Raw genomic sequence first — 25,099 nt, 5'->3', positions numbered from 1 at the left:
CTTTGCTGAAACCGTTCGTTGCGACGTCACTCTGTAAATGGATTTATGACAATTACTGCCCAGCAAAAAGCCCGTCAGTTTATCAGTGCCCGCCATAACCATCCGGCCTGGCGTTTACTGGTTTCTCCCCGAGCCCCGTTAATGCTGGGCTGTCTGACCGTCCTGTTCGAACAGGCGCGGGATGGCGTCGCCGAAGAAGATGCCCTGCAGGCGTTAACCAATATGCTGCTGGCCTTTGCGGAAGAGGCAGAATTTGATGTCGACCCGGACAAGGCGCCCCAGCAGGCCGGGCGGGAACTGCGCGAGTGGATTCGCCGTGGCCTGATCATCGAACGCAGTCACCGCCTGTATTCCACCGATGCCCTTAACAGTGCCGTGCAGTTTATCGAGTCCCTGGATAACCGCATCATGACGACGACAGCCTCGCGTCTGGCGGTGGTGCAGCAGCAGATCGAACAGCTCGAAACCGGCCTTAATCCCAATCCGGCAAGCCGTATCCGCACCCTCGAAAACAAAATTGCCGGACTGCAGAAAGAACTGGAGCAAGCCCGTGCTGGCCACATTGAGGTGTTAACCGAAAATGACGCCATTGAAGCCCTGAAAGAGGTCTATACGCTGGCGTCCGGGCTCAGTGCGGATTTCCGGCGGGTCGAGGACTCCTGGCGTGAGGCCGACCGCCAGCTGCGCCAGACCATTGTGTCGGAAGGCGCCAACCGTGGCGATGTGGTGCAGCACCTGCTGGATGGTCAGGAAGCGTTGCTGAATACCCCTGAAGGGCGGGTGTTTGATGGCTTTTTGCAGCAGCTGCGCCAGACCACCGAGCTGGAAGATATGGGTCATCGGCTCAAACAGATTCTGTCGAACCCCGCCGCCAGCAAAGCCCTCAGCCGTAACCAGATGAATGACCTGCGCTGGTTGCGTCTGCGTCTCGCCAGCGAAAGCCATCAGGTGATGCAGGCCCGTGCCCGCAGTGAGCAGGACGTCAAAGGATTTATCAAAACCGGACTGGCCAGTGAGCACCATCGCGTGGGAATTTTGTTGCAGGATATTTTCAGACAGGCGATGGAACTCGACTGGCAACGGCAGGCTACCCGGCGGGCACCATCAAGCTTGCCTGCCGTCGGCTTTGCGCTGGCCAAACTGCCGACGGTCGAACGTTTGCGCTGCAAATCACTGGATCAGGAAGGCACCGATGCACTGGATTTCACCCCCCATCCGACCTCGCTGGATGATCTCGACGATGATTTCTGGGATGCCCTCGACGGCCTTGACCGTGAGGCCGTGATCGCCGACACCCTCGCTACCCTGAAACAGGCTGGCAAACCGCTGACGCTGGCCGAACTCGCTGCAGCACTGCCGCCGGTTCACGATCTGGAAACCCTGGCGTTGTGGATTGCCATGGCACGGGAAGCCGGTATCGAGGTTCAGGATCAGCAGAGCCAGAGCCTTGAGCTGACCGATCGAGATCAGCGCCAGTGGCGTTTTACCCTGCCGACAGTGGCACTGGATGGGGAGCTGTTGGCCGCCATCGACTGGGATCTATAAGGATTACACACCATGAGCAGCAACTTTTTTGACCAGCTGACGGCGGCCCCGGCGAGCGCCGACGACCATTCAGAATCTGCACTGTCAGCGACGGCTGCCGGGCTTGCCCCTGAGTCTGGCGCTGCTGCGGCTGACGCGGACACCGAGACTGACCGCACGCCGGCGCGGCTGCGTGAAGTGACACAGAACCTGTTGGCATCCGGATTGATTGAACAAACCGACAAGCCCAATCTGTACCGCCTCGGGCTCACCCATTTGCCCGACCTCAATCGCATCCTTGAGCCGCTGGACCTGCACGCCCGCGCTGACGAAGTGCGGGGGTTGCTGTTTTTACTGGTGCGCAAGGAAGGGCTGGTCGATGACGATGAATGGGCGCACCCACTGGTGCGCAAACAACGCCTGACCCTGGAACAATCGCTGCTGGTGGCGATTCTGCGCCAGCATTTTGTCAGCCACGAACAGGAACATGGTGTGGGTGCCGGTGATGCGGTGGTCAACGTCGATGAACTCAGCTCCCACCTGCAGCTCTATCTGGGTGACCCAGGCAGCGAGGCCAAGGAGCGTAATCGCACCCTGCAGCTGCTCGAACAGCTTAAAGGCCACGGTCTGGTGACGCCCCCCGACAGCCACGACCGCGTTGGTATCCGGCCCTTGATTGCCCATCTGGCCAACCCGGAAAACCTGCAGGCACTGCTGCGCGATCTGCAACAGATGGCCAACACGATGGCTAACCCAAAGGTAAATAACGACGGCACGAAGGCCGAATCAGAAGCCGGGGAGAATGACTGATGCAATCCCAAAGTGAGATGTTCAGTTTCGAACCGACCTACCAGCTGCGCCGACTGGAGCTGTTCAACTGGGGAGGTTTTGCCGGACCACAAGCGGTGGACATCGACCCGCAGGGGACCGCCATTATTGGCCCCACCGGCAGCGGTAAAACCACCCTGGTGGATGCCCTGATGACCCTGCTGACCGCCAACCCCAAATACAATCTGGCTTCAACCGGCGGCCACGAGAGCGACCGCGATCTGATTTCCTATGTGCGCGGTGTCGCCGGAGCCGGTAACGGTGGTGTCGAGCAAAACCATATCACCCGCCAGGGCAAAACCCTGTCCGGCATCTGCGCCACCTTCGCCAGCAGTGATAGCCAGGTCAAGCTGGCGGGTTTGTTCTGGATCGACGGCAACAGCATGGCCGCTTCCGATCTCAACAAACTCTGGCTGTTTTCCAGCCACCCGCAACAAACCCTGTCGGACTGGCTTACCACCCTCAACGAGGGCGGTAAGCGGGCGCTGACCCAACTGGAAAAACAGACCACCGGGCTGACGGGCTACCCCAGCAAAGGCCGGTATCTGGCCCGGATTCGTGACTTTTTTGAAGTGCGGGAAAATGCTTTTAACCTGCTTAACCGGGCCGCCGGTCTGAAGCAGCTCAACAGCATCGACGAGATTTTCCGCGAACTGGTGCTGGATGATACCGCTCAGTTTGAACGGGCGTCAGATGTCGCCAACAGCTTTGATGACCTCACCGCCATCTACGAAGAACTGGAAGTGGCGCGCCGCCAGTTACGCTCCCTGGAGCCGGTGACTCTGCAGTGGCAAAAATATCAGCAGCTTGAGGCTCACCTGAGTGAACAAAAACAGCTCAGCAGCAGCTTGCCGGTCTGGTTTGCGGAACAGGCCCATGCCAAATGGAAAGCCGAAAGCCAGCGTCTGCAACTGGCGAGCACCAGTCTGCAAGCGGAGCTGGGGGATGCGGAACAGCACCAGCAACAACTCAGTCAGCAACGTGACGAACTCTACGCCCGTTATCTGAATCTGGGCGGCAAGGACCTGCAATCTCGGGAGCAACTGATCAGGGCCTTGCGCGGTACACTTGCAGAGCGTCAGCGCGATGCCCGCCAGTATCTGGCGCTGGTGCAGAAACTGGCGCTGGATCCAACCCTCAGCCGTGAAGCACTGGCCACCAACCAGCAGCAGACCCGCCAGCAGCTGGAATCGCTGGCCCGGCAATTGGCGACTGCCCGCGAACAGGCGTTTCAGGCCGGATCGACCGCGCAGGGCAGCCAACAGGCGATTCAGGGTCTTGAGCATGAACTCGCCGATACCCGCCGCAGTCGCTCCAACATCAGCTCGAAATTCCGCAACTTCCGCACGGATCTGGCTGACTTCCTGGAGCTGGACGAACAGGATCTGCCGTTTGTTGCTGAACTGGTACAGGTGAAAGCGGAAGAGCAGGGCTGGCGCGGTGCCATCGAACGGGCGATCGGGAGCCAGCGTTTGCGGATTCTGGTGCCGGAACAGCAGCTGGGGCAGGCACTGCACTGGGTGAACCAGCGCAATAACCATCTGCACGTCCGCTTCTTCGAAGTTCGCGCAAGCATCGAACCGGCGCGTTTTATGGACGATGGTTTTACCCGCAAACTCGACTACAAAAACCATCCGTACCGGGACGCGCTGAAGACCCTGCTGGCCGGTATTGATCTGCATTGTGTCGCCAGCAGCGAAGCCTTGCGTCACACCGAACACGCCATCACCCGCGAAGGCACCCTGTCTGGCAAGGCGCGCTTTTTTGAAAAGCAGGACCAGAAAGCCCTCACGGACGACTGGCTGACCGGCTTTGACAACCGCGACCGTCTCGACGCCTTGCAACGGCAGTTGCAGGACCAGCAGCAGCGCCATCAGCAACACCAGAACGCGGCCGAAAAAGCCAGAGGCCAGGTCAGTCAGCTGGAGCAGCAACAGGCGTTAGCCGATGCCTTGCTGCACGTGGATTTTGAATCCATCAATGTGCCCATGGCGCAGCAGACCCTGGCCAACGCCGAGCAGGAGCTGCAACGCCTGACGGCACCTGATTCGGACCTCAGTGACGCCAAAGCCCGCTTTGAGCAGGTCGGGCAGGATTGTGCCGCCTGTGACAAGCAGGTCATTGACCTCAAGACCCGGCTGGCAGGGCTGGCCAACCAGCTGCGTGACGCCGGACAACAGCAATCGCGGGCCTGGCAACGGGCAGAAGCGGGGTTATCGAAGTCACAGCGGGATCTGGCGGATCGTTGCTGGCAGCCGTTGGCCGCCGCTATCCAGCAGGCCAGCCCGGTGGAACTGCTGGAGCTGGAACAGGCGACCCATAATCGCCTGCGTGATGACATCGACAAACTCGTCGACCAGCAGGCTCGGGCCCAGGCCGATCTGGTACGGGCGATGGCCAATGCCAAAAAAGAAGATCGCGGCGCGCTGGCCGAAACCGGCACCGAACTGGACGATATTCAGGACTACCTCAAGCGTTATCAGCTGTTGCGCGAAGAAGCCCTGCCGGAAAAACAGAAACAATTCCGTGAGTATCTCAACCGTTCTTCGGATGACGGTGTGACCGGCTTGTTGACCATGATTGATGGCGAAGTGGCAAAAATCATCGACCGTCTTGAAGACGTCAACAACACCTTGCGGCGGGTGGATTTCCAGCCCGGTCGTTACCTGCAACTGAATGCCAGCAAGGTCATTCATGAACGCCTGACCACCTTTAACAAAAGCCTCAATGCCCTGCGCTCGGCACGCCTGGCCGAAGACGACGGCAGTAGCCATTACAAGGCCCTGCGGGTGGTGGTCGAAGACCTGCGTTCGCTCTGTGAAAAACGCCACACCCAGGCCGCCAAAGCCCTGCTCGACCCGCGCTTTCGGCTCGAATTCGAGGCCATGACCATTGACCGTGGCAGCGGTGCCAGTCTCGGCAAATTCAAAAGCTCCCAGGGCGGTAGCGGTGGCGAAAAAGAAATTATTGCCTCGTTTGTCCTCACCGCCTCGCTGTCGTACGCACTCTGCCCGGACGGCAGCAGCCAGCCCCTGTTCGGCACCATCGTGCTCGACGAAGCCTTCTCACGCAGCTCCCATGCCGTCGCCGGACGTATTATCGAAGCGCTCCAGGAGTTTGGCCTGCACGCCCTGTTTATCACCCCCAACAAGGAAATGCGGCTGCTGCGCAACCACACCCGCTCCGCCACTGTGGTGCACCGGCGCGGCACGTTATCGAGCCTGACCTCATTGAGCTGGGAAGAACTGGAGCAGAGGGCGATGGAGCAGAAACAGCGCAACGGTGTGCGGGGATAATCCAGGTGAAGATGTAGTAATCTTATTCCAATTGAATAAATACCAGAGGCCATCAAATCGAGGCGAAAATGCTTACAGCCATTAACCTGAATAACTTCAAGAGCTACCAGAACGCATCATTGCCGCTGGCGCCGTTGACTCTGATGATTGGCGCCAACGCATCGGGTAAAACCAATGCAATCGAAGCATTCCGGTTTTTATGCTGGCTGGCGCAAGGAGAGAGACTCGATAAGCTGCGTCATAAAGTACAGGATTCAGATCAGGTCATTCGTGGTGATGTGCGCACCCTTGGCTATCTGGATTCTGATCGCTTCGGGCTGGGCTGTTATACCGATGATGCGGACTGGAATGAGTTTGCTATCGAGCTGTCTGTGAGAGAAGACGAACTGCATATATCCAGTGAATCCATTTCATCCCCTTCTGAAAAATATCCCCTGTATCGCATAGAGCAGGCGTCCCAGGGGCTGACCAATAATATCCGGGTTTCCTATAACAATTTTGCCCGTGGTCGCAACAAGCCGCAGATTGACTGCACTGATCAAATTGCTGTTCTGATGCAGTTAGTGAGTCCCGCGACCTTCGACCGGACACATGAAAAAGCTCAGAAGGTTATTCCCGCGGTCACCGAGCGATTCAGCGCCCTTCTTGAAAATACCTTGTTTCTGGACCCTGTGCCCTCTCAAATGCGGGAAGCCAGTTACCCTGATAAGCGGCTTAAGGGAAATTGCTCAAACCTCTCAGGCGTCTTGTACAACCTTTGCAGGGACGAAAACGTTAAAGAGCAAATCGTCGAATTTATTTGCAGTTTGCCTGAACAGGATATTAAAGGCCTGACGTTTGATGCCTTTAGTCGGGGTAAGTATTTGCTGGGTCTGATCGAAAACTTTGGTGAGCGGGAACGACTGTGGACCGCTGATTTACTTTCCGACGGCACCCTCAGGGTTTTGGCCATCGCCGCCGCCTTGTTATCGGCTGAGCCTGGCAGCACGGTTGTTATCGAAGAAGTCGATAACGGCGTTCATCCATCCCGTGCTCATCAACTACTGGAAACCATGCGCAAGCAAGCGGAACAACGCGGTATCCGCTTGCTGCTATCAACCCATAACCCGGCATTGATGGATGCTTTGCCCGATGAAGCATTGGGCGATGTCGTGTTCTGCTATCGCAGCCCGGAAGACGGCTCCAGCAAACTGGTCCGCTTGCAGGATTTGCCGAACTATCCGGGCCTGATTATGCAAGGGCCACTGGGAGGTCTGGTCTCCCGTGGTGTCGTGGATCGATTTGTGAAGTCTTCGAAAACAAACGAAACACCAGAACAACGAGCCAGAGAAGCCGTGGAATGGCTGGAAAGCATGCGAGGGAATGCATCGTGAGTGCGATATGCCTGATAGACACATCTATCTTTTTAAATCTTCTGGATGTGCCAAACCGAAATAACGAGCGAGAGCAGGCAGGAAACGATTTTATAGTATTCCGAAAGATGGGAGTGCAGTTTTTCCTGCCGATGGCCACGATTATCGAAACCGGTAACCATATTGCCCAGAACGGGGATGGTGGCACGCGCCGTAGTACCGCTCAGCGATTTTGTAAGCAGGTTAAAGCGGCTTTGATAGGAGAGGCTCCTTATCAGATCAGTGAATTTCCCGGCTCTGTGGAAGTTCTGAGCTGGCTGGATGCCTTTCCGGATCATGCAAGCCAGAATAAATCTCCGAAAAAGACCACAGAAGGCACCAGCTTCGGTGATCTGAGCATTATCCAGGAATACGAGAAGTGCCGTCGACGCTTTTCCATGTCCGAGATATTTATCTGGTCACTGGATGCCGATCTGGCCAGTTATCACCATAAACCCTGATTTTTTATGAAATCCCCCTCCGACCTCGCCTCCCAACTCGCCAAACAATGGCATCGCCCGGATCTGCGGGTTAGCCGTCTGCTCGACCGGGATAGCTGGCCATTAACACTCAATATCGGCAAACCGACGGCCAGTCAGGTCCTGCACCAGACCTTGCAGGTGCAGCAGCATCTGCACGCATGGCGAGCGATGGCAGAGCTGGGCAATCAAGGCACGGTGGAGTACGACGAGGTGAGTTATCGCAGCACGGCGGCTCCTGTCAGGTTGCCGGTGCGCTGGGTGATTACGTCACCGTCACAATGGATTGCGGCCACCAACGATAAAACCGTGGCGCTGGAATTCCGGCAACTGTGCGAACTGGTGGCTGCAGTCAGCCCTGTGTATCGGCAACGGCTGGTGCGGGAGCGGTCGTTATGGCTGGGCAAATCTGTGCCTGACGTCATTCAACTCTGCCAGCTGGCGGATCAGCTGGAGCCGGGCATCGGACAAGGGCGTCCGTTACGTTTACTGTCGGGGTTTGGCGTTGATACCAAACTGATCGAGCGTAACCAGACGACCTTGCAGAAACTGCTGGACGAGCGTTTCAATGGCACCGTCAGTGAGCAGGGGCTGATCACCTTTCTGGATGCCGCCGCTGACAAGGATCACTGGCTGCTGATCAAACCCCTGTGCGAGGGATTATTGCCGTTCCGGCGCTTGCGACTGACGACCTCCGAAATCGCTGCCGTCAATCTGCCTGCCAGCAGGTTGATTGTTGTTGAGAACGAACAGTGTGAACACCTGTTGCCGGAGCTGGCCGATACCATTGCCATTCTCGGTGCCGGGCTCGATCTGGGGTGGCTGGACAGCCCGACCCTGGCAGATAAACAGATACTCTACTGGGGTGATATGGATAGCTGGGGGCTGTTGATGCTGGCCAGAGCCCGCCAATACTGCCCGTCGATCAAACCCGTGTTGATGAACCGGGCTGCCTTTGAAGAGTTTGCGCCACTATCGGCAGTGATTGAGCCGGTATCAGCCCAGCCGCAGGCGCCCGCCGGGCTGACTGCTTGCGAGGCCGGGTTTTACCGGTATTTATCAACACGTGAAAAAGGCCGACTGGAGCAGGAGTTTATCCCGCAGCAGCGCGTCAGAACCGAGCTGCTGAAGTTGATCGTCCAGGGACCCTCTGAATAACTCGGTGCCCGCTCTGGCTTATCGGGATGGTGATGAACCACGAAGTCGGTTTGATGGCATAGCGGGCTACGTCAAAAACCGGCGACACCGGGTCATAGCCATCCCGAAAGCCCCGAAGGGCGCGGGCTGCCGCGCGTTTGAGCGGTGTTGCCGATCTTGAAAAGGACCCGGCCAGGTTGGTTCGTCATTTCGCTGCGATCGTCGCCTTGCTCACACGCGGTGCAGCAGTCGCGCAGAGCTGTGCAGAGTTATTCAGAGTGTCCCTCGGCCAGCAAGACCAGATGGTCGGCAATCACGGCCTTGAGGATATGCAGCTTGCGGCTGAAGAAATGGTCGGCCGCCGGAATAACCACCACCGGGCGGCTTAGCAGTACGGCCCATCGAATACGATGCCTCCAGAGTTTGCAGTTATGTCTGTGAAGGCGTGTTCCTTGCAACGGAAGAATCCGTGGATCAATTTATCGAAGCCTTGAAAGCTGAACTGAAAGCTCTGGTTCGTAATGAACATAGCGTCCGAATTAAATAATCCTTGTGGAGTTTGAGTTTTCATGAGATTGATGTCCCGTGTCCCAGGACAAGGGACGGGGGTGTTTATCCGGATATGAAGAGTCAAGATGTTTTTTTGTTGCTCAAGCTATTCAGCCTTGAAAGACAGGAGAGGAATTTTTCAGAAGGTGTCAGCCGAGCCTGGCCATCCGACTGGCAAGACTGGGACGACGAAGTGTATCTACTCGCGAATGGCGCCCTGCAAGACGATACGTCATTCGAAACCCGGGGCCATGCAGAGAGCTACATCGCCTCTCGTTATACCGCCAGAGCACTGGAAGACGTCACTGGTATCAGCAAGTCCCAGGTGAATTTGTCATTAAACCGATGTTTTGATGTGGGGCTGCTCCGTAACGACCGCAAAACCGGCCTGCCACGAGTAAACACCAAGGCGCTGGTGGAGTTTATTGTGTTTGGCCTGAAGTACGTCTTCCCGGCCAGACCTGCCGAAATAGTGCGCGGTGTCGCCACCGCTTTTGCTGCCCCGGTGCTGGAGCAAAAACTGATGAGCCCCGGAGAACTGATTCCGGTATGGCCAGACGCCAGAGGCAACACCAAGGGACAATCCGTGGAGCCGCTGTTCAAGTCGGTGCCATTCGCGGTTCGTAGAGATCCGGAGCTTTACGCCTTGCTGGCGCTGGTCGACGCCATTCGTATTGGCCAGCCACGCGAAGCCAGCCTCGCAACAAGTCTGTTGAAAGCTCACATGGAGATTCGTGAATGAAGGTCAGTCTGGTATTGCAAGACATGCTCGAAAGAGTCGCCACCGCATTGGGGCCAGAGCTGTGCCAGCAAATGACCTTTGTGGGTGGCTGTACCACCGGCCTGTTACTGACCGACGAATATACGCTGGAGCAGGTTCGCCACACCGATGACGTCGATCTGATTGTGCATACCCTGGGTTATGTCGGCTTTGCTCAACTGCAAGAGCAACTGAAAACCCACGGCTTTTCCATCCCGCCTGCCACCGATGAGGCTCCCACCTGTGCAATGAAGCTCGGCGATCTGCGAGTCGACTTTATGCCCGATAACGCAACTGTGTTGGGGTTTAGTAATCGCTGGTATCAAGACGCCATGGCCAGCGCCTCGTCATACCCGTTAACCGATGACCTCAGCATCCGTCTGGTCAGCCCGGTGTACTTTATAGCCACCAAGCTGGAAGCCTATAACGGCCGGGGCAATAACGACCCTCTGGACAGCCGTGACATCGAAGACATTCTTAATCTGGTTGATGGCCGTGAAGAATTGCTGGATGAAATCAAAGCCGCCGCCGCGGACGTTCAAAGCTACATCGCAACCGAAATATCCCAACTGCTGAACATCAGCGACTTCGAATACGCAGTGCAAAGCCAGGCACGCGGCAATGCCGGGCGAGAAGAGGTGATCTTCGAACGACTCGAAGCCCTCGCCGGGTTAACCTTGGACACCTCGTTATAAGGCAGGATGCGGATGAAAATGACATGGAGCAGCCGCAAAGGACAATCACGCAGGCTGAATAACGACGCCGCCGCACTGGCCTATGCCGGTGATTTCCTGATTGCCGGCATCGTCGATGCGCAAGTTCAACAACACAGGCTGATGGCTTTTTGACCATAACCCGTCGGGCTGAGGCCAGTGGGTCCCAGTCCGGCGTTATTCGTCACTCATTTAACCCGTTAAACCACACTCCTCCTGACGGGTTCTGGAACCTACTGGTACTCAGCAGGCCCGCTTTAATCATTGAGAGCGCCCCCTAGGCCAGCAAGACCAGATGGTCGGCAATCACGGCCTTGAGGATATGCAGCTTGCGGCTGAAGAAATGGTCGGCAGCCGGAATAACCACCACCGGGCGGCTTAAGGGTGCTCCCCAGTCTAAACGGCGCGCAGACGTACCATCTCATCCTGTTCGCCATGAACGACCAGGCTGGCTTTCAGGAGCAATCGATAACGTTATCCCGATGTTTTTACTGCCGGGAATCACGCACCGTTCATGACAGCCGTGTTTGATTGTGGCAACGTCGGCGCGAATGGCCTCCCGTCGTACGGGGCTGGCTGCAACAAGGGAATGTCTCGATGGGAGATATGAGTGGCTTCAGAACAGGTCCTCGACCGCATCCGTAATCTGAACATGGCACGTGTCAGCGGCAAACGCGCACCCCACAAACCGCTGCTGATTCTGGTGGCATTGGGAGCCTGGCAACGAGGCATCCGGGACGTACCGTTTCCGTTGATTGAGGCAACGCTGTTGCCGTTGCTGAAGGCCTGGGCTCCGCCGACCAAAAGCAGGCCGCAGCCGGAATTGCCCTATTGGTACATGAGATCCGACGGCTTGTGGCAGGTGCATCAGGCCGATCAGCTGGAATGCAAAAGCAGCGGTTTTCCGACACTGGCCGCGTTGCGGCAATCCAGTGCAGCGTTTACAGCGGATGTTCAGGAATGGCTGGATCGGGATGACAGTGCCCTGTTGTCGATGGCCTGGCTGATACTGGAGCAGCATTTTCTCCCCTCTACCTATGAAGCCTTGCTGGATCAATGCGGGCTGGATATACCCTTGCCGTTCAGTCTGCAGCCGTCATCGGTAATCAACGACCCGGCAAATGCCGGGCAGCGTTACCGTACCGCCGGTTTTCGTCGGGAGGTGCTGCAAGCCTACGACTACCGTTGTGCCGTCAGCGGCTTCCAGATCTGGCTGGGTGGAACCGAGATCGCCTGTGAAGCAGCCCATGTCATGGCGCACGCGTTTGGTGGTCCGGACTCTGTTGACAACGGACTGGCGCTGGAACCGACGCTGCATCTTCTGTTTGATCGGGGGATCTGGTCGCTCAGTGATGATCGAAGGATTCTGGTATCGCAGGATTTTACCGGATCTGATGCCGGGCTGGAGCGCATCCGGAGCTTGAGCGGACAGCGTATTCGCGACCCCAAACCCGGACAGCCGCTGCTGAACCCGGAATATATCCGCTGGCACCGGGAAGCTAATGCCGGAGGGGTATTTCGGGCGCCAGCCTTGCCCTGGTGAGTTTCAATGAACGCTGCTGGCTGTTGATACAACGATGGTCCGTGACAGCTCCAGGGCGGGTTTAACCCATACTCAGGGGGTACGCCTTGTGGTTGATGATCCGGTCGATGAAGTGCTGGTGGAGGATTGCCTCGTATACAGATGGGGACTATTTAACCCCCCCTTGAACTGTCTGGACTTTTGATATTTTGCCTGATGGGTGAGCGCAAATTGAAGATCGTCGATGTGGCGAGAGAGACGGGCCTGAACCGTAATACCGTGACCCTGTTGTACAAGGAAACAGCGCAGCGTATTGATCTCGAAGCGATCGACAAGCTGTGTGAGTTGTTTGAGTGCGAAGTTGGCGAGTTGTTAGAAAAGGTTGCAGATTGAGCTGCTTGAGGGGGAAATTCGCTTCGGAATTTGAGACCAATAGCCAGGATGAGAAAAGTCGGGCAACGGTCAGAACGCGTTTCAGTGACTCAACGTCGTGGTCACCAAATGGTCACCGTTTGGTCACCGATCAAGAAAGGTTAGTAACTACTATCGCCAGAACGGCTGAAGGAATGGCCCGCCCTAGTGGATTCGAACCACTGACCTTTGCCTCCGGAGGGCAACGCTCTATCCAGCTGAGCTAAGGGCGGATTGTAAAGTAAGGCACGCATTGTACCTGCCAACGCCGCTCTGTGCCAGAGTCTTGATGATATGTGTTGCAGTGCTCTGATGCGGCAGGGGCTGTTTCCTGAGATTGGGCTATCATTTATGGAGATTTGAATGCCGTTGATCATCTCTGACATTCGGAAAGATGAAGGAACGTCCTGATTAGGTTAGGGTGTTGGCTTCTCGTCTATCAGAATTGCACGCAAAAGGAGTTTGTATGGCAACCAGCGTTTCTCTCGAACAGCTTCGTTCTTTGGTGTATGGCGCCTGTTTCCTGGCGTCGGGTGGTGGTGGTCCGATCAGTATGGCGCTGCAGTTTCTCGAGCGTATGAAGGGGCCGGTGCCGATGGTGGCATTACACGAACTGTCTTCATTTGCTTCCGACACCGATCAGGTGCTGATTCTGGCCGATATGGGTTCTCCCGACAAAGCGGCGGAAGGCTTTGGTTACACGGCGCCGATCAATGTTTTTCACACCATGAAGGATTACCTTGCCCAGACCGGTAGTGGCAATGTGTCTTACCTGCTGCCAATTGAGTTGGGGGCAGTGAATTCCCTGATTCCTTTCTTTATAGCTTCGCAGCTGCCAACGGCTTTGCCGGTGGTTGATGCGGATCCATCTGGCCGTTCTGTACCTCAGTTGAATGAAACCTTGCTGGATGCGTCTGGGCAGGCGATTTGCCCGGCTGCGGTTGCGTCGGATACCGCTGCCGATGGTTCGGTGGTGTCGCAGATTTTTCTGGGGATGGACGCTACGACGCTGGAAGATCAGTCGCGGGTAGCGGTATCTGGTGAGATTTACCACGAAGTAGCGGGTTTGGCCTGTTATCCCATGTCGGCAGCCTGGTTAGGTAGCAGTGCGGGCAGTCAGGCGCTGGTGCCGGGGTCGTTATCTGCGGCTATGCTGGTAGGAGATCTGATGCAAACCACCCAGTCCGTGGCGGCGTTGCAGGGCCTGCTGGACGTGCTGAAAGTATCCAACTATGTGCTGTTTGAGGGTGTTCTATCCGATATGAAGAACAGCACCGAGGGTGGTTTTGATATCGGCAAGATGATTTTTACCGATACCGCCGGTGAAGAGTTCTGGGTGTATTACAAGAACGAAAGCCTGTTGGCCTGGGATCCGTTGAACAAGGTGGCAAAGGTGATTGCGCCAGACTGTATCAATCTGGTGTTAACCGCTGATTTTACTGATCCTGCGACCGGCAAGTCGGTGGCCGCCGGTTCGCCGTTGTCGACTGCTGATGTGGTCAAGGGCATGAGCTGTCGGGTGTGGGGTACATCCTGTTCGGAGAAAATGCGTACCACGCGTATGGAGACGCTGTTCATGGCGAATATCCAGCAAATTGAGCAGGCGTATCCGGATGATGGCTTACAGGTACAGACGTATGTACCAATCGAGAAACTGAACGGGTAAGGAAAATGACAGAGGCACGGCGGCCAGATCTGGAATCCAGTCTGTTCTGGGAGTTATGGAAGCACTCGCCGGATAACATGTTTATCCTGCGGGTCGCGCCTGATGATTTCTACATCATGAACACCAACCTGGCTCAGCGTGAGGTGGTTGAGGAGTTGCGTGATGACACTCGTACCGGCCAGCCGTTGGCCTCCGTGCTGCCGTCTGATTTTTATAATATGGTGACGCCCAACTACCGCCGTTGTATTGCGGTGCGGGAGTCCATCCAGTACGAAGAGTCCGAACAGTTCACCTCGAATGATGTGCGTTACTGGAGCACCATGCTCTGCCCAATCCTCAACAACGAGGGTGAGGTAGCATTTATATTCGGGATTTCCCGAAACATTACGGCTCTCAAACGCGCCCAGTCACGGGCGGAAAATGCGGCCGAAGAAGCTGAACGGGCCAACCGCATCAAAACGGCATTTCTGGCCAATATGAGTCACGAAATGCGCACTCCACTGAACGGTATCAAGGCGTCGGCAGAACTACTGTCGGGTGCCGTTGATGAAGCCGAACGTCAGGGGCTGTGTAATCTGATTACCCAGGCGACCGAAGCGCTGACCCGCCTGACCAGCGATATTCTCGACTACGCCCGTATTGATGCTGGCCATCTGAAGCTGGAGAAAAAGCCCTTTGTCCTGACCGATGTGGTGAATGACGTTCATCAGTTATTACGGGCAACGGCGGAAACCCGCGGACTGGCGTTCAGCTGGTCATTGCAGCCGTTACCGGCGCGGGGTTTTCAGGGGGATGCCGGACGTCTGAAGCAGGTTTTGTTAAATCTGGCCGGGAATGCACTGAAGTTTACCGAGCGGGGTTCGGTAACCATCAAGGGCAAATTCCTCGGTTATCAGGAAAGCCGGGTGTTACTGGAGTTTGAAATTGAAGATACCGGTATTGGTATCGCGGCGGAAGATATTGGCCGTTTATTCCAGCCGTTCAGTCAGGTCGACGATTCTACCACGCGCCGTTATCAGGGCTCCGGTCTGGGGTTAGCGATCAGCAAGGATCTGGTTGAGAAAATGGGTGGCAGTATCTGTGTGCGCAGTGAACCGGGTGTGGGGGCCTGTTTTTCGTTTTCGATTCCGTTTGAACCCTGCATGGATGCCTGTTGTAGCCAGCCCTCGGAAACGCAATTGAATGAGCGGTCGGTTGCCGGTTTGCGAGTGCTGCTGGTAGAGGATAATCCGATCAACCAGATGGTTACCTGCAAGTTGCTGGAAAAATCCGGCATTGTAGTTACCGTGGCAGAAAACGGTGTGCAGGCACTTGATGCCTGTCGTGACCTGTTGTTTGATGCGGTGCTGATGGACTGGCATATGCCGGTGATGGATGGTCTGGATGCTACTCGTGAGATTCGTCAGCTGATCGGAGAGCGTGCGTTGGTACCGGTAATTGGTCTGACGGCCAGTGCACTGCCCGAGGATCGTACCATTTGCCTGAATGCCGGTATGAACGAGGTGATTACCAAGCCGGTAAACGCACGCCTGTTGATAAAAACCCTCGGTGAACTGGCTCGTTCATCACTGCAGTAAACGTGCGGTGTGTATAACCATGCTGCTCATTCTCAATCGGTGAGTCGCCCTTGTGGATACTCCGGTAAACACCGGTGTTTTGGGGCAATTTCTCTGTTGACTTATCCCCCGCAAAAATTTCCTGAAAAATCATATGGCTTCACATTATGGCTGAGTCATGATGCGGCTTTGCTGCTGTGCATTTCCACTTTGACGTTTTTTTGTACAGACTACCTGGTTGTTCACGGCTGTTTTTTGACATTTGGATGACGGACTATCCACAGATTCTGTGGATAAGTTTGGGTGTAAGCTGAAGAAAAGAAGCGCTAGCCGGGATTGGGTGGCAAGGATCTTTAGATTGGTTGTTTTTTGATCAATTCGGCTGACCGGATGATCCGGTCAGCGCAAGCGGGATAGGTTTGGCTGGTTAACCGTTCAGATGTTCCTTCAGTGGTGCGTGCTGGGCAGGTTCCAGACGAGGGCCAAACTGGCTGACAACCTGAGCGGAAGCAGCAGAGGCCAGACGACCAGCGGCAGCAAAGTCGTGACCATGAGTAAGGGCGTACAGGAACGCACCGGCAAACATGTCACCGGCACCGTTGGAGTCAACGGCGGTTACCTTGTGTGGGGCAATCTGGTGCAACTGTTGACCATCCCAGGCCAGGGCGCCGTTGGCACCACAGGTAATCGCGAAGGTAGAAGCCAGAGTCTTCAGTTGTTCCACGGCCGCTTCCAGAGTGTCGGTGGCGGTTAGTAAACGGGCTTCCTGTTCGTTACAGAACAACAGGTCAACACCATCACCCAGCATGCTCAGCAGACCATCACGGAAGTATTGGGCCATCGCCGGGTCGGAGCAGGTCATGGCGACCTTGACACCGTGTTTGCGAGCCAGATCACGCACCTTGATGGCGGCTGCGCGCGAGGTTTCGCCGGTTACCAGATATCCTTCCACGTAGACGTATTTGGAGCTGGCCAGCGCTTCTTCATTGATGTGACTATCGTTGAGGTTGGCGGTAATACCGAGGAAGGTATTCATGGTGCGCTCGGCATCCGGAGTGACCATCACCAGGCAGCGGCCAGTGGTGCCTTCTTCACGGTCAAAACCGAGGTTGGTATCAACACCTGCGGTCTGGATGTCGTTCATGTAGAACTCACCAGCTTCGTCGTTGGCGACGTTGCAGCTGTACCAGGTTTTGGCGCCAAAGTAGGTAGCACCAATGATGGTGTTGGCTGCGCTGCCGCCGCTGGCGCGTTTCTTGATGCCGTATTCTGCGGTCAGCTGGGCCAGCAGTGCCTGAAGCTTGTCTTCATCGATCAGGGTCATGAGGCCTTTCTCGATGCCCGCCTTGGCGAAGAAACTGTCTTCTACTTCAAATTCCTTGTCGACCAGCGCGTTGCCGATGCCGTAAATGTCATAACCCATGATAAAAGCCTCTGTTCTGGTACAGGATAAACGCTGCGCAGTGTAACCAAAGCCTGCCCGCTTTGCAGGCTGAAGGAGTGCCGGAATTGATCCGGGCAGGGTTTCGGTCGGTGGATACTTGCGGATATGATGCCGCAATGAACTCCGTTACCCGATTTATCAAACATCATCAGCGGGTGCGCCATGCGGTCTACCAGACCGAGGCCAGCATCATCCGTTCGATGCAGCGTTCAGCCCTGTTATTGCTGAGTCTGGTGGCTGCGCATGTGGTTGCCATGGTGAGCCTTGAAGGCCTGGACTGGTGGTCGGCGCTGTGGCTGACCATGACCACGGTATCAACCGTTGGTTACGGTGATTTGTCGGCGGCAACGCCTGCAGGCCAGCTGGCGACCATCCTGCTGATGTTTATGGGCGGCATTTCCTTGATGACGCTGTTGATCAGTGACTATGTGGATTTCCGCATGGCTCGTAATGAACGTATTCGTACCGGCTTCTGGGACTGGAACATGGCTGACCACATTCTCATCATCAATTCTCCCCGTCATAACCGCGATGCCTACTTTGAACGTCTGATTTCCCAGATACGTGAAAGCGGTGATGAATATCGGGAAACCCCGATCATGCTGCTGAACGAAGAGTTTGGTGAAGGCTTGCCGGAATCCCTGCGCCGTCTTGGTGTGGTCCATTGCACTGGGTCTGCCAGTCGCACCGATGACTTGCAGCGAGCCGGTGTTGATCGTGCGCGTCATATTATTGTGTTGTCGCGTGATGAGTACTCGGCTGACAGCGACAGTTATTCGTTTGATATCTGTTATCGCCTGTTTGAGCGCCATCTGGGGCCGAAGGTGATTGCCGAATGTGTGGATGACGACAACCGTCCACGTCTGCGCAACATGCATGTAAAGTCGATCCTGCGGCCAATCCGTTCCTATCCGGAGATGCTGGTGCGGGCCATGGTGGCACCTGGGGTGGAGCTGATCATCGAAGACATGTTTACCCATGCCAATGACCATGCGGTGCGTTATCCGATCTGGCTTGAAGGTGAACGCTGGGCTGACGTGGTGAATGCCATCGTCCAGAAAAATCTGGGCACACCACTGGCTTATGTCTCCAAGGACGGCAAGGTGTTCACCCATCCGGATGGTGATGATCGTGTGCATGCCCAGTCATTAATTGTACTGGTACACACCGAGCGCACCCCAACGATCCGTGATATCCAGCGTGCGGTAGAGGTGCACTTCAATATCCGTCTTGCCGACTTTAATCACTGAGTGATCCGAGAGGCTCGGGTGTTTACCGGCGGCCTTTCTGTATCACCGCCTCCTGTTTATCTGTTCTGGTCTTCGCCATGTTGTCCGGACATGGCGGATTCAGGTCTTTACTCGACGGGACTTTGCGTTCAGACTGCTGCCCCGTTTTTGTAATTGTATAACGTTTTAATGAAGGCTTTCCGTTCTCCGACACTGGCTGCTCTGATGGTTGCCCTGGTACTGCTGGTATCGGGTGGACATCTGCTGCATGAACAGCTGGCGTCGCATCAGGGCGGAGAAGTCTGTGATCTTTGCCGTTTCAGTGCCGATAACAACAGCGGCCTGTTACAGCCGGTTTTGCCCTCCATTCTGTATGTTCCTGCTCCGGTTCTGTACCTGCCGTGGCACGGTTTTGCCTCGCTCGAACGTTCTGTTCCTCGCAGTGCTGCGCGCGCTCCTCCCGTCTGATGCCTTGTTCCTGACTCGGGCCAGTTGATGGCCTTGCTGTAATTCCTCGCCGGGGGCGGATGTGCTGCTGCCGGTGGTTCGAACGTTTTTGAACAGGTAGACAATCAATGTTGCGTTATGTGGTTCCGGGCCTTGTGAGTGCGCTGGTGGTACCGGCATGTGTAAATGCGGGTGAATCTTCAAATCCTGCGGTTGAAGAAGTGGTGGTGACGCTGACACCGGGGGACAAGTCGCCCGAGCAGCTGGCGCAGTCGTCAGCGGTATTAAGTGGTGATGAGTTGCAGCGTCAGAAAGCGGCATCACTGGGGGAAACACTGTCACAGCAGGCCGGTATCGCCAGCAGCGGTTATGGTGCAGCGGTTTCGCGTCCGGTGATTCGTGGTCTGGGTGGTTCCCGAGTGGCGGTGCTGGAAAACGGTATGGATGCGGTGGATGCGTCCAGTATCAGCCCGGATCATGCGGTTGCGGTACAACTGCAAGGAGCCAGCCAGATCGAAGTGTTGCGCGGCCCGGCGACCTTGTTGTACGGCAGCGGTGCATTTGGTGGCGTTGTGAATCTGGTGGCAAACGATGATCAGCCGTTGCCGGAAGGTGGCCTGACCACGGCGGATGTGCAGTATCAGACCGTCAACGACGGCACGGCGCTTGGCCTTCGCCATGAGCAGGAAGATGGCCCTTGGCGCTGGAATGCCCGTATCAACCAGAACCGTGCCGGTGAATATCGTATTCCGTCTGATGCTACCGATGACGGCGACAAACGTCTGCCGAACTCGGATATCGATCTGCAGCAGGAAGTGGCGGCCGGTGGTCGTTACCAGTTCGAAGGTGGTTCCGCCGGAGTGGAACTGGGCTGGCTGAAATCCGGTTTTGGTCTGCCGGGCCACGAGCATCATCACGAGGAAGAAGACAGTGCGGATGCCGACCACGAAGAACATGAAGAAGAAGGCGCTGCCCGGGTGGCGCTGGTGCAGCGTCGGGTGCAGTCTGACCTCAAACTGGAAGCACCGGTTGATGGCGTTCAGCAGCTGGATGTTCGTCTGGCTCTGACTGATTATCAGCACGCGGAAGGTCATGAAGGCAGCGATACCGAGGCGGGGAGTAAAACCCTGTTCGAACGTGATGTGCAGGCGTTACGTGTCGAGACATTGCTGGAGCCGATTGCGGACTGGGAGCATCGGGTGGGTGTGCAGCTGAGCCACGAAGATTTCGCCGCCAGTGGCAGCGAAGCGCTGGTGCCTGAAACCGATACCCGTATTGGCGGTTTGTTCTGGCTGGGCGAACACCAGTGGCAGGACTGGACCTGGCAACTGGGCGCGCGTCTGGATCGTCAACGTACCGACCCGGCGGGTGGTTCCATGCTGGCGGCCAGTGCCGTTGAAGACCTTTGTGGTTTTGAAGTGGATGACACTCGAGCGCGGGTATTTGCCAACAGCTCCTGGTCGGCCGGTTTCCTGCGCGATTTTAACGGCGGTTGGCAGGTCGCCAGTTCGGTGACATCCGCTCACCACGCACCGGGTGCTGAAGAGCTGTATTCTTGTGGTGCGCACGATTCCACTCTGACCTACGATGTTGGCAATCCGGATCTGGCAGCGGAAAAATCCCTCAATCTTGACCTCGCCTTACGCCGTACCGAAGGTGACTGGCAGGGCAGTGTGGCGGTATACCAGAACCGCGTGCGTGACTTTACCTATCAGTCTGCTCTGCAGGACAACGGTAGCTGGGTAACCGTCGATGAGTTCCAGGCGTATCGCTACGAACAGGCCGACGCCCGCCTGACCGGTGCTGAAGCCCAGCTGAGCTGGCAACAAACCGAAGCCTGGCAATGGCAGTGGATGGCGGATCGTGTACGTGGCAAGTTCGTCGAAGGTGGTTATCTGCCGCGTATGCCGGCCGACCGTGTTGGCATGGGCCTGAACTACGAAGACGACTTCCTTAATGGTTTTGTGCAGGGCTACCGTGTACTGAAGCAGGATCGCCTGGCCAGCTGGGGCAGTTCGGCGGATGGCGAGCTGCAGGAAACCAGCACCGATGGATACTGGTTGCTGAATGCCGGTGTGGGTTATTACCTGGTGCGTCCTGAGGCAGAATATCAGCTGTCGTTGCGTGCCAATAACCTGTTGAACGAAGTGATTCGTTACCACACCTCATTTGTGAAAGACACCGTGCCGCAGCCGGGTCGTAACTTCACCCTCGGCCTCAGCGCCAGCTTCTGATAATACACAGGGCCGTCCCGGTTTTGCCGGGTTCTGGCCTTACATCCTCTCTGTTATAGTCTCCGGCGAGACCCGCTGGAGACTTTCCCCATGCTTGAACAATTGCTGGCTTTACTGGCTGATGGCCGTTTTCACTCCGGTGACGAACTGGGCCAACAGCTCGGTGTCAGCCGTGCTGCTGTATGGAAGCAGCTTAAAAAGCTCGATGATCTGGAAATTCCCTGTTCTTCAGTCAAGGGTAAAGGTTATCGCCTGCAAGAGCCGGTGGAGCTGCTGTCGTCTTCTTCTATTACCAGTCAGCTGAGCCCGCGCCTCGATCGCCTCGACATTCTGCTCGATGTGGATTCAACCAACAGTTATCTGCTGGAACGCGCTGGCGATCATATGGGCAAGCGTTACGCCGTATTGGCGGAAAAACAGCGTGCCGGCCGTGGCCGTCGTGGTCGTCACTGGGTCAGTCCGTTTGGCAAGAATATCTATTTGTCACTGCTGGTGACTCTGCCGGGTGATTTGTCCGGACAGGAAGGTCTGAGCCTGATGACGGCCATCGCCGTTGAGCGGGCTCTCGTACAGCTGGGGATTAGTGGCATCGGCCTTAAATGGCCAAATGACGTCTATCTCGATGGTCGCAAGCTGGCGGGTATTCTGCTGGAAGCTCGTCAGAGTCAGGCCAATTACTGCCAGATTGTGATTGGTATCGGACTGAATATGGCGCTCAGTGACAGTGATGCCAGCAGCATTGAACAGCCTTGGGCGGCACTGCGCCAATATCAGCCAGACCTGTCTCGCAATCAGGTCGCGGCGGTGTTGCTGGCGCAGCTGCTGCGTACGGTCGAAGAGTTCCAACGTGACGGTTTTGCTCCGTGGGTCCAGTATTGGGCCGAGCGAGACGTTTATTATCAGAAAGAAGTGAACCTGGTATCGGGCATCAACGAAAAGCGTGGCATCGTTAAAGGTGTGAATCGCAAAGGTGAGCTGCTGTTGCAGACCGAGAAGGGCATGGAAGTTATTGTTGCCGGAGAGTTGAGTGTCCGTCCTGTTGCTTGATGCCGGTAATACCCGGGTCAAATGGAAAAAGACCACTTCGGCACCGACCTTTGGTCGCTGTGAGTATGCCGAGCTGCAGTCACTCGACTGGGATAGCCTGCTGGATGGTGTTGAGCGGATTCTGGTGGCCTGTGTTGGCAATCAGGAGTTCCTGCGCGAGTTATTACAGCAGCAAGTGGCGATTCGTCATAACTGTGTGCTGCACTGGATCGATCAGCCACTGCCGGACCTGTCGGGTTTTGAGCATTGTTATCCTCATCCTGAGCGTCTGGGCGTGGATCGCTGGCTGGCCATGCTGGGAGCGCGTCAGCACCGTCCGGGGGATTTGTTGGTCATTGATGCCGGAACGGCCCTGACGATTGATTTTTTGAGCACTGCCAACCACCATGACGGCGGTTTTATTGTGCCGGGGTTGGCCATGACCCGGCAGGCGCTGTGGCAGAATACGCGGCGCGTGATTCCCTGGCAGGATGAACAGGACGACGGCCTGCTCGCGCCGGGGCGCGATACCCTGCAATGTGTGAGCGCCGGTGCGCGGCGTCAACAAGTCGCATTTGTGCGCAGCATCATGGACGATTATCCGGGGCATAGTCCCTTTATTACGGGAGGGGATGGTGACTGGCTTGCCACAACCCTCGGACAACCTTATTGGCCAGAGCTTGTATTGGACGGACTGGAAACCTTATGCGCTGGATATTTTTCTCGCTGCTGATCGGCAACATGGTGCTGATGGCGTATTACTGGCAGAAGGAAGGCACCACCAAGGCCAACATCAGTAGCCAGACCGTGGAGTTGCCAACGACCGGGCAGCGTCTGACCCTGTTATCGGAAACCACCATCGCCTTGCCAAAAGCCCGGGAAGTCGACACCAATGGCCGCCGTCGTTGTTATTTGCTGGGGCCGTATGGTGATGAGATCGACTCCCGTCATGCTGCTGCGCGCTCGCAGGCGCTTGGTCTGACAGGGCGTTCTATTTATACCGAGATTCCAAGTGGTGAGCCTGAAGAGTATTGGGTTTACATTCCACCGCGCCCAAGTCGTGATGCTGCAGTGCGAATTCTGAAAGAAATGCAGAAGCGGGGTTTCGACAGCTTTATTATCACTAAAGGCGAACTGGCAGAAGGTGTTTCCCTGGGGGTATTCCGCAATCAGGACTCTGCCGTGCAGCTGGCAGATCAGGTTCGCGAGTTTAATAGTCAGGTTGCGGTTAAGCAGGTAACCAAAACCCGTCGGGAATTCTGGCTGGAGATACCGGAAGGACCGGAAGTGAATCAGGGTCTGCGTGATCGAGTGCAGGCAGACGATTCAAAGGCGTCCTGGCAGTTAAGTGAATGTTCTGTTCAGTGATCAGGCTTCTCTGATGTAGAAAAAACCGGTTTCGACCGGTTTTTTTCGTTTCTGACAACCTGCAGGAATGATGGAGCACCAGAAACAGAAGGGGGGATCGCTTCAGTGATCAAAAATCAGGTGCAAGCGGGAACAGAAAGGGAGATTTTTCCGCGATTTCGAAAAAACTCAGAAAAACTTCTGAAAAATGCTTCGGTGGATAAGATTTTTCTGAATATTTTCTGGCTGGGAGAGACAGAAAATGAAATTTGGCTCACGAACCGGCTTTTCATTAGCAGAAAATCGAGACGTTGGTAGATCAAAAAACGTACCAGAATTGCAGTTTTTGAGTGTTTAATAACCAAAAAATCTGATTGGTACGATAAAAACGAAAAAAATTAAGTTTTTTTAAATCTTTTTGAAAAAAGTAGTTGACGAACCCCGGGGTCGGGCCTAATATACGTCTCACTGAAAGCGCGGTGGGGTTCCCGAGCGGCCAAAGGGATCAGACTGTAAATCTGACGCGAAAGCTTCGCTGGTTCGAATCCAGCCCCCACCACCAATTATTATGACAGGCACGTTGATAAAACGCGATTGTCGGAGCGAGCAAAACCTGCGCCGGGTGTCCAGACGGCGAATGTGCGCGGGCATAGTTCAATGGTAGAACCTCAGCCTTCCAAGCTGATGATGCGGGTTCGATTCCCGCTGCCCGCTCCAGAAAAAGAATTGCTGATATAGCTCAGGCGGTAGAGCGCATCCTTGGTAAGGATGAGGTCCCCAGTTCGATTCTGGGTATCAGCACCATATTTGACATAAGGTAGGCATTTGGCCTGCCTTTTTGTCTATGTGCTCAGTCTGAAACTTGATACCACGATAAAAGAGAGAATGTCATGGCTAAGGAAACGTTTGAGCGTTCCAAACCCCACGTAAACGTAGGCACTATCGGTCACGTTGACCATGGTAAAACCACTCTGACCGCAGCTCTGACTCGCGTTTGCGCAGAAGTTTGGGGCGGTAAGGCAGTTGCTTTTGATGGTATCGACTCTGCTCCAGAAGAGCGTGAGCGTGGTATCACCATTTCTACTGCACACGTAGAATACGAATCAAAAGATCGTCACTACGCTCACGTTGACTGCCCAGGTCACGCTGACTACGTTAAGAACATGATCACCGGTGCTGCCCAGATGGACGGCGCGATCCTGGTTTGCGGCGCTACTGACGGCCCAATGCCACAGACTCGCGAGCACATCCTGCTGTCTCGTCAGGTTGGCGTACCTTACATCGTAGTATTCCTGAACAAAGCTGACCTGCTGGCTGACGATTGCGGCGGCGCAGGCACTGAAGAATACAACGAAATGCTGGAACTGGTAGAGATGGAACTGCGCGATCTGCTGTCCACCTACGACTTCCCAGGTGATGACACTCCAATCATCCCGGGTTCTGCTCTGATGGCTCTGAACGGCCAGGACGAGAACGAAATGGGTACTTCTGCCGTTAAGAAACTGGTAGAAACTCTGGACTCCTACATCCCAGAACCAGA

The 25,099-nt window shown here is 55.7% G+C and carries 21 protein-coding genes and 4 tRNA genes; 23 read left to right on the top strand and 2 right to left on the bottom strand.

The window, feature by feature from the left end:
* Nucleotides 1-45: 45 nt before the first annotated feature.
* The 11 genes from OUO13_RS13020 (at nucleotide 46) to OUO13_RS12970 (ending at nucleotide 12,592) form a co-directional block, all read left to right on the top strand.
* The gene (locus tag OUO13_RS13020; RefSeq protein WP_283174327.1) at nucleotides 46-1,545 is read left to right on the top strand and encodes a DUF3375 domain-containing protein; all 1,500 of its coding nucleotides are present in this window, start codon (nucleotides 46-48) and stop codon (nucleotides 1,543-1,545) included.
* 12 nt (nucleotides 1,546-1,557) lie between these two features.
* A complete protein-coding gene (locus OUO13_RS13015) occupies nucleotides 1,558-2,334 on the top strand; it encodes a DUF4194 domain-containing protein (RefSeq protein ID WP_283174326.1) in 777 nt (258 codons plus the stop codon).
* Complete coding sequence (locus OUO13_RS13010; RefSeq protein WP_283174325.1) at nucleotides 2,334-5,648, top strand: ATP-binding protein; 3,315 nt, start codon at nucleotides 2,334-2,336, stop codon at nucleotides 5,646-5,648. The genes OUO13_RS13015 and OUO13_RS13010 overlap by 1 nt, the downstream gene beginning before the upstream one ends.
* Before the next feature lie 68 nt (nucleotides 5,649-5,716).
* The gene (locus OUO13_RS13005) at nucleotides 5,717-7,021 is read left to right on the top strand and encodes an AAA family ATPase (protein WP_283174324.1); all 1,305 of its coding nucleotides are present in this window, start codon (nucleotides 5,717-5,719) and stop codon (nucleotides 7,019-7,021) included.
* Entirely contained in the window at nucleotides 7,018-7,500 is a 483-nt protein-coding gene (locus OUO13_RS13000) for a hypothetical protein (protein WP_283174323.1), read from the top strand. The genes OUO13_RS13005 and OUO13_RS13000 overlap by 4 nt, the downstream gene beginning before the upstream one ends.
* A 6-nt stretch (nucleotides 7,501-7,506) precedes the next feature.
* Entirely contained in the window at nucleotides 7,507-8,676 is a 1,170-nt protein-coding gene (locus OUO13_RS12995; RefSeq protein WP_283174322.1) for a DUF3322 domain-containing protein, read from the top strand.
* Nucleotides 8,677-9,298: 622 nt separating this feature from the next.
* On the top strand, nucleotides 9,299-9,946 hold the full coding sequence (locus OUO13_RS12990) for a hypothetical protein (protein WP_283174321.1): 648 nt from the start codon (nucleotides 9,299-9,301) through the stop codon (nucleotides 9,944-9,946).
* Entirely contained in the window at nucleotides 9,943-10,659 is a 717-nt protein-coding gene (locus OUO13_RS12985; RefSeq protein ID WP_283174320.1) for a hypothetical protein, read from the top strand. Before OUO13_RS12990 ends, OUO13_RS12985 begins: the two co-directional genes overlap by 4 nt.
* Nucleotides 10,660-10,671: 12 nt before the next feature.
* Nucleotides 10,672-10,812 carry a hypothetical protein gene (locus tag OUO13_RS12980; RefSeq protein WP_283174319.1) on the top strand — a complete coding sequence of 47 codons (141 nt, stop codon included), beginning with the start codon at nucleotides 10,672-10,674 and terminating at the stop codon, nucleotides 10,810-10,812.
* 475 nt (nucleotides 10,813-11,287) lie between these two features.
* Complete coding sequence (locus tag OUO13_RS12975) at nucleotides 11,288-12,220, top strand: phosphorothioated DNA-binding restriction endonuclease (RefSeq protein ID WP_283174318.1); 933 nt, start codon at nucleotides 11,288-11,290, stop codon at nucleotides 12,218-12,220.
* A gap of 195 nt (nucleotides 12,221-12,415) precedes the next feature.
* The gene (locus OUO13_RS12970; protein WP_283174317.1) at nucleotides 12,416-12,592 is read left to right on the top strand and encodes a helix-turn-helix domain-containing protein; all 177 of its coding nucleotides are present in this window, start codon (nucleotides 12,416-12,418) and stop codon (nucleotides 12,590-12,592) included.
* Between the two features lie 174 nt (nucleotides 12,593-12,766).
* Here OUO13_RS12970 and OUO13_RS12965 read toward each other — a convergent pair.
* Nucleotides 12,767-12,843 (bottom strand) — tRNA-Arg (locus tag OUO13_RS12965).
* A gap of 233 nt (nucleotides 12,844-13,076) precedes the next feature.
* On the opposite strand from OUO13_RS12965, the gene OUO13_RS12960 reads away from it, so the two are divergent.
* Nucleotides 13,077-14,276, top strand: a complete 1,200-nt coding sequence (locus OUO13_RS12960; RefSeq protein ID WP_283174316.1) for an S-methyl thiohydantoin desulfurase family protein — start codon at nucleotides 13,077-13,079, stop codon at nucleotides 14,274-14,276.
* Nucleotides 14,277-14,281: 5 nt separating this feature from the next.
* Nucleotides 14,282-15,853: an ATP-binding protein gene (locus tag OUO13_RS12955; protein ID WP_283174315.1), complete on the top strand. Its 1,572-nt coding sequence runs from the start codon at nucleotides 14,282-14,284 to the stop codon at nucleotides 15,851-15,853.
* Nucleotides 15,854-16,259: 406 nt separating this feature from the next.
* Here OUO13_RS12955 and OUO13_RS12950 read toward each other — a convergent pair whose 3' ends face one another.
* Nucleotides 16,260-17,255 (bottom strand): adenosine kinase, encoded by a 996-nt coding sequence (locus OUO13_RS12950; protein ID WP_283174314.1) that lies wholly within the window; start codon nucleotides 17,253-17,255, stop codon nucleotides 16,260-16,262.
* 137 nt (nucleotides 17,256-17,392) lie between these two features.
* Between OUO13_RS12950 and OUO13_RS12945 the strand changes: the two genes are divergently transcribed.
* The 10 genes from OUO13_RS12945 to OUO13_RS12900 form a co-directional block, all read left to right on the top strand.
* Nucleotides 17,393-18,526 carry a potassium channel family protein gene (locus tag OUO13_RS12945; protein ID WP_283174313.1) on the top strand — a complete coding sequence of 378 codons (1,134 nt, stop codon included), beginning with the start codon at nucleotides 17,393-17,395 and terminating at the stop codon, nucleotides 18,524-18,526.
* Between the two features lie 168 nt (nucleotides 18,527-18,694).
* Nucleotides 18,695-18,973 (top strand): hypothetical protein, encoded by a 279-nt coding sequence (locus tag OUO13_RS12940; protein ID WP_283174312.1) that lies wholly within the window; start codon nucleotides 18,695-18,697, stop codon nucleotides 18,971-18,973.
* 107 nt (nucleotides 18,974-19,080) lie between these two features.
* On the top strand, nucleotides 19,081-21,186 hold the full coding sequence (locus tag OUO13_RS12935) for a TonB-dependent receptor (protein ID WP_283174311.1): 2,106 nt from the start codon (nucleotides 19,081-19,083) through the stop codon (nucleotides 21,184-21,186).
* 90 nt (nucleotides 21,187-21,276) lie between these two features.
* Nucleotides 21,277-22,233, top strand: coding sequence for a bifunctional biotin--[acetyl-CoA-carboxylase] ligase/biotin operon repressor BirA (birA, locus tag OUO13_RS12930; RefSeq protein ID WP_283174310.1), 957 nt, complete (start codon nucleotides 21,277-21,279; stop codon nucleotides 22,231-22,233).
* Complete coding sequence (locus tag OUO13_RS12925) at nucleotides 22,214-22,945, top strand: type III pantothenate kinase (protein ID WP_283174309.1); 732 nt, start codon at nucleotides 22,214-22,216, stop codon at nucleotides 22,943-22,945. Before birA ends, OUO13_RS12925 begins: the two co-directional genes overlap by 20 nt.
* Nucleotides 22,918-23,580, top strand: coding sequence for an SPOR domain-containing protein (locus OUO13_RS12920; RefSeq protein WP_283174308.1), 663 nt, complete (start codon nucleotides 22,918-22,920; stop codon nucleotides 23,578-23,580). The genes OUO13_RS12925 and OUO13_RS12920 overlap by 28 nt, the downstream gene beginning before the upstream one ends.
* Before the next feature lie 457 nt (nucleotides 23,581-24,037).
* Nucleotides 24,038-24,121 (top strand) — tRNA-Tyr (locus OUO13_RS12915).
* An 81-nt stretch (nucleotides 24,122-24,202) separates the two neighbouring features.
* A tRNA-Gly gene (locus tag OUO13_RS12910) sits at nucleotides 24,203-24,276 on the top strand.
* An 11-nt stretch (nucleotides 24,277-24,287) separates the two neighbouring features.
* Nucleotides 24,288-24,363: transfer RNA gene (locus OUO13_RS12905), tRNA-Thr, on the top strand.
* 86 nt (nucleotides 24,364-24,449) lie between these two features.
* The coding region (locus tag OUO13_RS12900; RefSeq protein ID WP_283174307.1) for a GTP-binding protein at nucleotides 24,450-25,099 on the top strand (650 nt) is incomplete at its 3' end.

The organism is Parathalassolituus penaei, assembly GCF_026626885.1.
In the GTDB taxonomy this organism is placed as follows: Bacteria; Pseudomonadota; Gammaproteobacteria; order Pseudomonadales; family Oceanobacteraceae; genus Oceanobacter; species Oceanobacter penaei.
Note: the sequence above shows the minus strand (reverse complement) of the source record. Positions and strands in the feature narration are given on the sequence as shown.